This window comes from Streptomyces sp. DSM 40750 (genome assembly GCF_024612035.1).
Taxonomy (GTDB): Bacteria; Actinomycetota; Actinomycetes; order Streptomycetales; family Streptomycetaceae; genus Streptomyces.
In genome coordinates, this window is record NZ_CP102513.1 from 1,835,347 (window position 1) to 1,847,095 (window position 11,749).

At 68.9% G+C, this 11,749-nt stretch carries 6 protein-coding genes; 3 read left to right on the plus strand and 3 right to left on the minus strand.

Annotation, left to right across the window (positions count from 1 at the left end; translation table 11 throughout):
- Positions 1-260 precede the first annotated feature (260 nt).
- Complete coding sequence (gene galE / locus JIX55_RS08275) at positions 261-1,358, plus strand: UDP-glucose 4-epimerase GalE (protein ID WP_443046393.1); 1,098 nt, start codon at positions 261-263, stop codon at positions 1,356-1,358.
- 173 nt (positions 1,359-1,531) lie between these two features.
- Positions 1,532-6,046, plus strand: a complete 4,515-nt coding sequence (locus JIX55_RS08280) for an aminotransferase class I/II-fold pyridoxal phosphate-dependent enzyme (protein ID WP_257569259.1) — start codon at positions 1,532-1,534, stop codon at positions 6,044-6,046.
- On the opposite strand, the gene JIX55_RS08285 is transcribed toward JIX55_RS08280, so the two are convergent.
- Positions 5,991-7,934 carry a glycoside hydrolase family 15 protein gene (locus JIX55_RS08285; protein WP_257562633.1) on the minus strand — a complete coding sequence of 648 codons (1,944 nt, stop codon included), beginning with the start codon at positions 7,932-7,934 and terminating at the stop codon, positions 5,991-5,993. The two genes, JIX55_RS08280 and JIX55_RS08285, sit on opposite strands and share 56 nt — an antisense overlap.
- Before the next feature lie 41 nt (positions 7,935-7,975).
- Here JIX55_RS08285 and JIX55_RS51390 point away from each other — a divergent pair, with 41 nt between their 5' ends.
- Positions 7,976-8,575, plus strand: coding sequence for a dTDP-4-dehydrorhamnose 3,5-epimerase family protein (locus tag JIX55_RS51390; protein ID WP_443046697.1), 600 nt, complete (start codon positions 7,976-7,978; stop codon positions 8,573-8,575).
- A gap of 158 nt (positions 8,576-8,733) precedes the next feature.
- Here the strand turns inward: JIX55_RS51390 and JIX55_RS08295 are convergent, their stop codons facing one another.
- Together JIX55_RS08295 and JIX55_RS08300 are read right to left on the minus strand one after the other, a co-directional pair.
- Positions 8,734-9,675, minus strand: coding sequence for a glycosyl hydrolase (locus JIX55_RS08295; RefSeq protein WP_257562634.1), 942 nt, complete (start codon positions 9,673-9,675; stop codon positions 8,734-8,736).
- A 1,062-nt stretch (positions 9,676-10,737) separates the two neighbouring features.
- Positions 10,738-11,730, minus strand: coding sequence for a glycosyltransferase family 2 protein (locus JIX55_RS08300; RefSeq protein ID WP_257562635.1), 993 nt, complete (start codon positions 11,728-11,730; stop codon positions 10,738-10,740).
- Between the last annotated feature and the right edge of the window lie 19 nt (positions 11,731-11,749).

Here is an 11,749-nt window from a genome sequence, read left to right on the forward strand (position 1 = left end):
GGTCCGTCGAGGAGGACGTCATCAGCTCAGCAATACCTTTCCTGGCAACACCTTTCCCTCCATAGCCCTTGACGCCAGGAAGCAAGAGGCGGAGAGTCGTATATATACGCCGTAAACATACGGTGTCGCTCGGTTGTAACGCACTACAGGAGCGACGCGCCATGACGCGTAAGGAATCGACTTCGGCGGATCTTCCCGGGGTGGAGCGTCGGCCTGCGCGGCTCTCGGGCCACGCCGCCGATCTGGGCCGGTGAGATGCGGTGAACACGGACCGACGCCACGCGCACGAAGAAGCCAGGCCCCTGAGCGCACCGTCCACGGTCCTCGTCACCGGCGGAGCCGGCTTCATCGGCAGTCACGCCTGCGCCGAACTCCTCGACCACGGCTACGAGCTGATCGTGGTGGACAACTACTCCAACAGCACACCGCAGGTCCTCACCCGCGTGGAACGAATCGCCGGCCGTTTCGTCGGTGCCATCTATGAGCTGGACATCCGTGATCGACACGCCCTCTCGGCCGTCTTCGACCGCCACTCAGTGGACGCCGTCGTGCACTTTGCCGCGCACAAGGCAGTGGGCGAGTCGACACGGATGCCCGTCGAGTACTACGACACCAACGTCGGCGGCACGACATCTCTGCTCCGGGCCATGCACGAGCACGGCGTGCACCAGCTCGTGTTCTCCTCCTCCTGCTCGATCTACGGCGACGCCGGATCCGGACCGCTGGACGAGGCCACCCCGGCCCGGCCCACCAATCCGTACTCGGCGTCCAAGTGGACCTGCGAACAGATCCTCGCCGACGTCTGCCGCCGGTGCCCCGAGTACACCGTGCTGTGTCTGCGGTACTTCAACCCGGCCGGCGCCCACCCCAGCGGGCTGCTCGGCGAGGACCCCCACCGCAGGCCCGAGAACCTGATGCCGTACGTGGCCCAGGTGGCCATCGGCCGACGGGAGCGGGTCCGCGTGTTCGGCGCCGACTACCCCACGCCCGACGGGACCGCGATCCGCGACTACCTCCACGTCGTGGACACCGTCGAGGCCCACCGCGTCGCGCTCGACCATCTCGCCGACGGACCAGGCATGCATGTGTACAACCTGGGCGTCGGCATGGGCAGCTCGGTCCTCGACGTCGTCGCCGCGTTCTCCGAGGCGTGCGGCAGGCCCATTCCGTACGAGATCACGGCCCGCCGCCCCGGCGACGTGGCCGAACTCGTCGCCGACGCGACCGCCGTGACGCGCGCCTGGGGCTGGCGCCCCAGGCGGGACCTCGCCGACATGTGCCGCGACGCCTGGCGGTTCCAGCAGCTCAACCCCCACGGCTACGCGGGCTCTGCCCGGCGGCCGAACCCGAAGCGGTAGGACAGCCCCTCGGCCTCCGCTCCGCCGGCCGGGGTCGTCGCCACGTCGGTGACGAGATGCAGCCCGGCGCCCGTCTGCCTACGATCTAGAAAGGCACAGGTTGCCGCGTGTTCGCGGCCCGGTGTCCTTTCAACGCAGGGAGGCGCTTGGCGTTGCTGCTGGCCCACCGGCTGATGGCCGTGTACATCGCGTTGGTCGGTATCGCCACCAGCCTGTACATGACCACCCCCGCAACACGGACCCCGCTCTGGGGCGTGATCGGGCTGGCTGGTGCCGCCGCCATCGTCACCGGAGCACACATCCACCGGCCCGCACACCGTTGGCCCTGGTGGGTGCTGGCCGCCGGGCTGTTGGCTTTATCAGCGGGTGATACCTACTACAACGCGTGGGAGGAGTATTTCCGCGCGCCCCATCCGTTCCCCTCTCCGGCGGACACGATCCATCTCGCCGTGTACCCACTCCTGGCGGCGGGGCTGTTCGGCCTCGTCCGGTACCGCTGGGTGGACCGCGACCTGCCCAGCCTGCTGGACGCGCTGATCATCACCGCCGGACTCGCCCTGCCGGTCTGGGTCTATCTGGTGCAGCCGCCCGATCGGCTGGAGGGCCTGAGCTGGCAGCAGCGCGCGATCAGCATCGCCTACCCGCTCGGCGACGTACTGGTGCTGGCGATGCTGGCCCGGCTGCTCGCCCCCACCCCGCTCTCCGGCGGCAACCGCGCCGTACAGCTCCTCGTCCTCGGCACGGTCACGCTGCTCGGTTTCGACATCGCCTACGGGGTCCTCCAGCTCAACGGGGCGTGGCGGGCCGGCACACTGCTGGACTCCGGCTGGATCCTCTTCTATACGGCGTGGGGGCTGGCAGCGCTGCACCCCTCCATGGCGGCGCTGACCGCGTCCGTGTCCCAGCCGCATTCGCTGCGCCCCCCGTGGCCCCGGCTCGTGCTGCTCGCCGCGGCCACACTGATCGCGCCCGGGATCCTGCTCTACGAGGGGGAGGTGGGCACCGTTTCCGACACGACGGTGTTCGCCGCCTTCTCCAGTGCCCTGTTCCTGTTGGTGATCTTCCGTCTCGCGGGCATGGTCGTGGCCCACCGCAAGGCCGTGGCGCGTGAACTGGCGCTGCGCGCGGCGACCGCTTCACTGGTGGCGGCGGAAAGACCGCAGGAGATCGCCCGGTCCTGCGACACGGCGGTCACCGCACTGTTCGGGCCGAAAGTCCGGCACGGGTCCATGCTGCTGTCCGCCAAGCATGCCCAGGACCTGTACGCGCTCCAGGCCCGGTCCTCCGACAGACCCGGCGACGGGCCCGTCACGGGCACCGGTGCGACCCCCGAGAACGGGCCGGACGGCTTCGCCCTCCCCCACACGCTCATGATCCCCGTCGCCGCGCTCGGGCCGCGCATCGCCACCGAACTCGGAGATCTGCCGACCGCCCTGCTGTGCCCCATGATCCAACCCGACCGGCCGGCCGGCTGCGAGCTTCCGGGCGTGCTGCTGGTGGCGGGGCCCGAGCGGCAGCTCAGCGAGATGCGCGGCTCGTTGGAGATCCTGGCCTCGCACGCTGGGCTGGCGACGGAACGCATCGGGCTCCGGCAGGAGATCACTCGGAAGGAGAGCGAGGCGTACTTTCGCACACTGGTGCGCAACGCCTCGGACGTCATCCTCATCGTCGACGACGACACCACCGTTCGGTACGCCAGTCCCTCCGCGGAAGCCGTGTTCGGCAGCGACCGGCTGATCGGTACGGAGCTGCGGGAACTGGTGGATCCCCGGGATCGCCACCGGGCGAACCGGATGCTGACGGCCATGCGGGACAACGGGCGGCAGGAGGCCCATGACCACTGGTGGGTGCTGCGTGACCGCGGTCGCATCGAAGTGGAGGTGCGGTGCCGCGACCTGCGGCACGACAAGACCGTCAACGGACTCGTCGTCACCCTGCGGGACGTGACCGAACAGCGTCAGCTGGAGCACGAACTCACACAGCGGGCCTTTCACGACCCACTGACCGGCCTGCCCAACCGGACGCTGTTGCTGGAGCGGACCGCGCGCGCGATGCTGCGCGGCCGCCGGGAGTCGACTCTCACCTGCCTGCTCTTCATCGACCTGGACGACTTCAAGCTCGTCAACGACACGCTGGGCCACTCGGTCGGCGACCGGCTCCTCGGCGCCGTGGGAGAGCGCCTGTCGGAGACGCTGCGCCGCACCGACACCGCGGCGCGACTGGGGGGTGACGAGTTCGCGGTGCTGATGGAGGACGCGAAGCAGCCTCTCGATGCCGAGCTGCTGGCCGCGCAGGTGATCCAGACCCTCAACCGGCCCTTTCAGCTGTCCGACGATTCGGTGAGCGTCTCCGCCAGCGTGGGCGTGGCCACGGCGATGGACAGCTCGGACGCCGAGGAGCTGCTGGCCCACGCCGATCTGGCGCTGTACGCGGCCAAGGCCGCCGGCAAGCGCCAGTGGCGCCGTTTCCAGTCCCAGTTGCGTGTCCGCATGCTGGAACGGCACGACCTGCAGGCGCACCTGGACCGCGCGATCGCCAGGGAGGAGTTCGCCCTGCGGTACCAGCCGGTCGTGGACATCACCGTGGGCGAGGTCGTCGGCTTCGAGGCACTGGCCCGCTGGGAGCACACCCGACGCGGTCTGCTCCCACCGCAGCAGTTCATCTCCCTTGCCGAGGAGACCGGACACATCACGCTGCTGGGCGCCTGGGTCCTGCAGAACGCCACGTCCGACATCGCCCGCCTGCAGCACCAGACCCAGCGGTCGGCGCCGCCGTACCTCAGCGTCAACGTGTCCGCCCGCCAGTTCCGGGACGCGGGCTTCCTGGACGAGGTGGGCAAGGCGCTCGACACACCGGGCCTGGTCCCGGGCTCACTGCAGCTGGAGCTCACCGAGTCGGTGCTCATGCAACGGGACGACCAGATCGACGCGCTCGTACGGGCGCTGAAAGACCTCGGCGTACGCATCGCCGTCGACGCCTTCGGCACCGGATTCTCCTCGCTGCGCTATCTCCGGGAATTCCCCCTCGACGTGCTCAAGATCGACAAGACGTTCATCGACGACATCACGCGGGACCCCCAACAGGTCGCGCTCGTCGAGGGGATCGTCCACATCGCCGACATGCTCGGCCTTCAGGTGATCGCCGAGGGAATCGAGGAGCCGGCCCAGCGCGAGCTGCTGGCCGGTATCGGCTGCCGGTTCGGGCAGGGATATCTGTTCGCACGGCCGATGACGGTGGAGCAGAGCGAGGTCGTCCTGCGGCAGCTCAATGAAGACCCACCCTCGCCGCGGGACGGCGGCGCGGCGGCCCGGGGGCCCCACGGCATGCGGCCGAGTACGGCACCGGACGGAACCCGGGCCGTCAGAGGCGAGCCGGACGCGGACGACGGCACGGCCGCAGACGACGGGACGGCCGCGGACGAGGAGCGCACGGCCAAGCCGGGAACCACCGCCGCCGAACCCCCGCGAACACGGCGTGATCCACGCTGGGGCGACCTCGAACACCTGCGGCAGACGAGCCCCATGAGCGACGCGGTCCTGGACGAAGTGCTCGGCCGGCACATCCGCAGCGGAGATCACTGGCTGATCGACTTCGCCTCCTGCAGCTACCTCGGCTTCGACTGGGGCCCCGAGATCATCGGCGCGATCGAGCCCGCCGTCCGGCGCTGGGGAACGCACCCCGGCCGGTCCCGGCTGCTCGGCAGCCCACGGCTCTACCCCGAGATCGAGGAGAGGCTCACCGGGCTGCTCGGGGCGCCGGACACGCTGCTCCTGCCCACGTCCACCCTGATCCACGCCTCGGTGATCCCCGTCCTCACCGGCCAGGGGTACGTTTTCGTCGAGGCCACGGCGCACCGGACGGTGTATGACGGATGTGTGTCGGCCCAGGGCCAGGGTGCGACGCTGCAGCGGTTCCACGCCGACCGGCCGGACCAGCTCGACGAGCTGCTGCGGGCCGTACCGGCCGGCAGGTCCCGGCTCGTCTGCCTGGACGGCGTCGACCGCATGACCGGGAACATGCCCGACCTGCCTGAACTGGCCGGCGTCTGCCGGGACCGGGGCGCGACGCTGTACATCGACGACACGCACGGCTTCGGCGTCATCGGGGAGCGGAAGGCGGACGAGCTGTGCCCCTACGGCTCCCGCGGCAACGGCGTGGTCCGGCACCTGGGCGAGACCTACGACGGCATCGTGCTCGTCGGCGGCTTCTCCAACGCGTACTCCTCGATGCTGGCCTTCATCGCACTGCCCACTTGGCTCAAGAACCATCTGAAGACCGCCGCGGCTCCCTATCTGTACTCCGGCCCCTCCGCGACCGCCTCCCTCGCCACGACGCTCGCCGGTCTGGAGGTCAACGACCGCCGTGGGGACGCGATCCGCGCCGATCTGCACCGCAAGACCGTACGGGTGCTCGATCACGTCCTCGGCCTCGGCCTGGACACGCCGAGTGTCCATCGGCTGCCGATCGTCGAGATCCCCCTCGTCGACGCGTCGGACCTGGGAGCGGTCGCCGGATTCCTGTGGGACCACGGCATCTATGTGACGCTGGCGGCCTACCCTCTCGTCCCCCACGACCGTGTCGGCTTCCGCATCCAGATCACGGCGCTCCACTCCGACGAGGACATCGACCGGCTCAACGAGACGTTGACCGCGCTCTCGGAACGCTTCGCCCTGCGGCACAGGAGCTGAGCCCACGGCGACCCGGGGATGGTGGCGATGACAGGGCGAAGGCCGTCTCCACCAGAGCGATGTGGCTGAACGCCTGCGGCGCGTTGCCCAGTTGACGGCCCGCGTCCGGATCCCACTGCTCCGAGAGCAGACCGACGTCGTTGCGGATGGCGAGAACCCTCTCGAAGGCCTCCCGGGCCTGTTCCGCATGGCCGGTCGCGGCGAGGGCGTCGGCGTACCACAGGGAGCACGCCACGAACGTGCCCTCGGTACCGTGCATGCCGTCCACGCCGTGCACGCCCTGGCTGTCGTGCACGCCCTGGCTGTGGTGCGCCCCTTGGCCGTTGGGCGCCCCTTGGCCGTTGGGCGCGTACCGTCGCACGAACCCGCCGTGATCCAGCTCCCCCATCGCGCGGACGGTACCGCGCACCCTCTCGTCCCACGCCGGCAGGAAGCCGAGCCGGGGAATCAGCAGAGCCGAGGCGTCGAGGGCCGACGAGCCGTAGGACTGCACGAAGGACCCCTGCTCCACGTCCCACCCCTCCCGGCACACCTGCCGGTGCACCTCGTCCCGCATGGCCCGCCACTCGCCCGAGGACCCGTTCCTGCCGAGCAGCTCCCCCATCCGCAGGGCGCGGTCGGCGGCCACCCACGCCATGACCTTGGAATGCACGAACTGGCGCTGCGGCCCGCGGACCTGCCACAACCCCTGATCCGGCTCACGCCAGTGCCGGTGGAGGTGGCCCATCAACGCCTCCACCAGACTCCACACGTGCGCCGGCATGGGGATGCCCGCCCGCAGCGACAGATGGAGCGTGTCCAGAACCTCGCCGTACACGTCCAGCTGGAACTGGCTCACCGCGGAGTTGCCGAACCGGACCGGCCGCGACCCCTCGTAACCGGTCAGCCACGGTGCCTCGCTCTCCGGCAGAAGCCGCTGGCCCCCGACGCCGTACACGGTCTGCAGGTCGGCGGGGTCTCCCGCGATGGCCCGCACCAGCCAGTCCAGCCATGCCACCGCCTCGTCCCGGTAGCCGCTGCGCAGCAGGCAGGACAGGGTGAGGGTGGAATCGCGCAGCCAGCAGAACCGGTGGTCCCAGTTGCGTTCGCCGCCGATGCAGCCGGGAAGCGAGGTCGTCGGCGCCGCGACGATGCCGCCCGTGGGCGCGTAGGTCAGCGCCTTCAGCGTGATCAGCGAGCGCACCACGGCATCCCGCCACGGCCCCTCATAGCGGCATCGGCCGGCCCAGCGCCGCCAGAAGTCGCCGGTCTCCTTCAGCAGCGTCTCCGTCGGGACGCCCAGCGGTGCGGGCAGCTCCGGCAGATGCGACGGCGACCACACCAGTGTCAGAACCAGCCGTCGGCCGGCCGGGACGGTGAAGTCGAGAACCGTCGGGTCACGGACCGCGGAGTCCTCCCCGTCGTGAGCGTCGAGTGTTCGCGTTCGCGCCGGACCGTCGGCGTTCAGCCAGACGGCGTCCGGCCCGGCGACGGCGACAGTGCAGCGGTCGGTGACGCGGATCCACGGCACGACGCGGCCCTGGTGGAAACGCAGCCGCAGTTCACTGCGTACGGTCACGGAACCCGAGAGACCTTCGACCACGCGGACGATGCACGGCAACTGGGCGCGGGGCGGCATGAAATCCGTGACCCGTACCGACCCGGTGCCGGTGTCCCAGCGCGATTCCAGTACCAGCGTGTCCGGGCGGTAGGCCCGGCGCGTACAGGGTCCGCGGGCGACGGGAGAGACACGCCAGAATCCGTTGTCCTCCGTGCCCAGCAGGGCGGCCAGACAGGCCGGCGAGTCGAATCGGGGCAGACAGAGCCAGTCGATGGACCCGTCACTGCCGACCATGGCGGCGGTTTCGAGATCACTGATGAGGGCGTAATCCTCGATAGGTGTATTCATGATCGGAATTACGCCGTCGTACGCTTTGCCGCTCTTCCAGGATACGGCGATCCTCGGGGGAGGGCGCCCTACGGCTCGACGACGACAGCCACCGCTGTGTCTTCCTCTCCGCGGGCCTAGGTCACGCCCTCGTGGCGCTCACCGCCGAGAGCACCGTCGTCTACCTCTGCTCCGAGAGGTACGCGCCGCGGCGCGAGCACGGCATCCATCCGCTGGACGCGTCGCTCGGCATCGACTGGCCCGTCGACCCGCCCCCGCTGCTCTCCGACAAGGACGCCGCCGCCCCCACGCTCGTCGAGGCCGCGCGCGCTGGGCTGCTGCCCGCCTACGCGGCGTACCGTCCCCACTGCCCGTGTTCGGCGGCAGATGATCCGTGCCCTTTTGGGGACGAAGTCCGGATCCTCCGAACGCGTCAGGACCGGGTACGGCGCCGGCGCACGCCTTCGGCAAGCAGGATGCGCCGGACCTGTGAGCGGCCCACCTCGATCCCCTCGGCCCGCGCTGCGGCGGCGAGGGCATCCAAGGTCCACTCGGGTGGCCCTGATTCGTCGAAGGCCCACAGCTCCCCGGCAGGCTCCCACCGCAGCCGCCCCGGCGGCATGTGCCTCCGCGTGCGGCCTGACCCGGGAGATGATCCTTGAGCGTTCCTCCTCTGCGATCCGCCGCTCGCGGCCCTGCCCTCCCAGGTCATCCAGTCCTTGCACGCCCGAACGGTTGAAGCGGTGCAGCCGGCAGCGGACCGTCTTCTGGCTGCAGTTCAGCTCCTCAGCTGTCGCCGGCAGTGCTAAGGGGACAGTCTTCAGCCACCGAAGCGGCGCTTGTACTGCGCCTTGCCGTTCGGGAATTCGTCAAGCGTCCCGCTGCCCCAGTCGAGGTTGAAGTAGGCCTGATACTTCGAGTCCTGGACCAGCTCGGCCATCCGGTCGATGAAGTAAGGCGAGTCGCCTCCCCCCGCGTAAATGTCACCCTTCCGGTACAGGCCCCATTCCGGATACGACTTCGGCTTGTTGTGCGCGGCGGCAAATGTCTTGAACGCATTCACACCCATGGCGGTGGTGAGAGTGTGGTTCCATCGCTGGGCAGGCGTAGCGCCCGGGTGCTGCCACCACACGTCGTAGATGTTCAAACCCACTATGTCGACGTAGCTGTCGCCGGGGTACAGCGTCTCGAATGACGTGACCTTGCCCGAAGTGCCGACAGCCATGTTGTAGTCGAACTGGAAAGCCGCCCCGGCACGAGCACGCATCAGGGTGACCACCCGCCGGAACATCGCCCGATAAGCTGCCGGGTCGTCAGTCCCCTGCCATGCTCCGATGGTCTTGTTGTTCCCCTCGTACCCGAGGCGAATGACGGAGCTACCCAAGCCGTTCCTGATCATCAGGTCGGCGAGGTCTCGGAACTGACTGTCGTACTTGCCACCGAGCCCCGCCGTGAAGTTCCCGCCCTTGGGTAGCAGCGGCAACCCGAGCACGAACTTTCGGTCGGTCCTGGCCTTCTTCCAGTCGCCCCAGTACTTGGTCGCGTACTGATTCCACAGGGTGTTCTCGGACGGGTCCAGGTAGTCGGTCGCGTCCACCTGCGCCCGGCCGAGCCACGTCTGGAAGTTGTTCACCTCAGCGGTTTTCCCCGGGCCGACGTATACACCCAGGCGGGAGGAGGTGATGGCACCCTCTGACGGCATGGTCATGGACGTGAGGATAACTGCCGCCATGGCCAGTATCGTCGCCAGCTTTCGTTTCATTCTCATCCTTCTTGACCGGCCGACGCAGGGCCAGGAATTCGACACCGAGGTTGCACCTGAGCCCCCGGCTCCGTGGCCACGTCATTCTCAGAAGGTCCGGTTACGGAGGCAACGAGAGATCGCTACTACGCGAATTCGTAGAAAAGAGGGGCCTTGCTAGGGCCTCGCCGGCGTGCTGTCCCGGCACCGGCAGGCCCCCCTTGCATCTGTGGCCCCGTCAGAAAGCCTGTGTCGTCGGAGAGGAAAGCGAAAATTCCCGGCAGCCCGGGCATCATTTTCGCGGCATGAGCGATAGGCCCGTTATGAGCAGATTGCTCCGATACGCCAGGAGGAAGTCACTGCTACCCGGCATCGTTGGAGCCCGGCGCGTCATGACGCATCTCACATCATTGGCGGGCATGGGACCGCTGAGCCCTTCCGACCCCCGCACTGGCTGGACTTTTGGCCTGACGAACGGATGAAGGCCCTGGTAGACGGGTTTTTCAACCAAGAGAACCGTCTCCACCAAAGGCTTCGCATGTTTGTGTACCTGTCCGTCGTCGACGTGTCCCGCTCTGCACTGTGAGTGAACTGATGTGCGACACACGGCAGTTGTCGCCGTCGACACAGGAGGTCCGTCAACTGCGGGCGGTGGCCGCGTCGGTGCGGCAGGCCGGACTCGCGGGGATGTCGCGGCGGTGTTCCATGCCTCGCTCAAGGCGGTGGACAACTGGTGGGCCAAGTCGCCGGCGGGCGGGCGCGAAGCGCTCGTAGCTCGGCCGCGTGGACGCCGGATCGGCGACATCAGGTCCGCACCCTGCGCGTCGTCCGCCGCCAAGTCACCGACCAGGCGGCAATTCCCCTCTCCCGGCCGCCCCGGGCACTCGTCACGGCCCTGCATGAGATCCGCGAACGGCTCTTGTCACCCCGGCGGTTGCGCTCCAGCCCCCGCGTCATCAACCGCAAGATGTCCAACTGGAAGCTCAAACACACCGAGCACCACAATCCGCCCGCACCCACCCCGGCCCGCGCTCTCCGTCCGGCCGGCACTCATTCCGCGAATCGCTCGCGGGCCCTGGCGGGTCAGGGACTGCCGGAGACGTTCCGGGCGGGCACGGGGCCGGTGCCGGCCTGGTGGGTGGTGGAGTGCGGTGAGCGGGCTGGGGCCGTGTAGGCGAGGTGCACGAGCCGGGACTGTGCCTGACGCATGTGCATGAGGGACTCGAGGATGTACCCGACGAGCAGGACGAGCACCGCGATAGTCATGATCGCGGCGGCGAGGATCGCCGTGGGGATGCGCGGCACGGTTCCCGTGCGGATGTAGTCGGCGATGACGGGGATGCCGAGGATGACCGAGACGATGGCGAGCAGTCCCGCGATCGTGGTGTGGACGAGCGAGGGCCGTTCGCGCCGCGCGAGATCGAGGATGACCCGCAGGATGCGCCAGCCGTCCCGGAAGGTGCGCAGTTTGCTCTCGCTCCCGGCGGGCCTGACCCGGTAGTCCACCGTCACCTCCGCCGTGGGGAGCCGGAGGTGGAGTGCGTGGATGGTCATCTCGGTCTCGGTCTCGAACTGGCGGGCCAGTGCCGGGAAGGATTTGACAAAACGCCGTGAGAAGACGCGGTAGCCGCTCAGCATGTCGGTCACGTCGTTGCCGAACAGGTACTGCACCGCACCCGTGAGCAGCTTGTTGCCGGTCGCGTGCCCCGCCCGGTAGGCGGCACTGACCGTTTCGCGGCGGGCGCCGACCACCTGGTCGTACGGCCCCTCGAAGAGCAGGTCCACCAGGTCGCGCGCCCGGGACGCGTCGTAGGTGTCGTCACCGTCGATGATGAGCAGGGCGTCGGCGTCGACATCGGCGAAGGCACGCCGGATGACATTGCCCTTTCCCTTGCGCGATTCTTCCCGGACGATCGCGCCCGCCTCGCGGGCGACCTCCACCGTGCGGTCGGTCGAGGCGTTGTCGTACACGTAGATGTCTGCTTCCGGGAGTGCCACTCTCAGGTCGCGCACCACCCTGCCGACGGCCGCCTCCTCGTTGTGACACGGCACGACACACGCGATCGTCGGTCGCACGGCCCCTCCTTACCTGAAC

Excerpts from the sequence above, each read along its gene's own strand:
- JIX55_RS08280 (WP_257569259.1), top strand. The coding sequence starts at position 1,532 with ATGGCCGTGTACATCGCGTTGGTCGGTATCGCCACCAGCCTGTACATG.
- JIX55_RS08285 (WP_257562633.1), bottom strand. The coding sequence starts at position 7,934 with ATGAATACACCTATCGAGGATTACGCCCTCATCAGTGATCTCGAAACC.
- JIX55_RS08295 (WP_257562634.1), bottom strand. The coding sequence starts at position 9,675 with ATGAAACGAAAGCTGGCGACGATACTGGCCATGGCGGCAGTTATCCTC.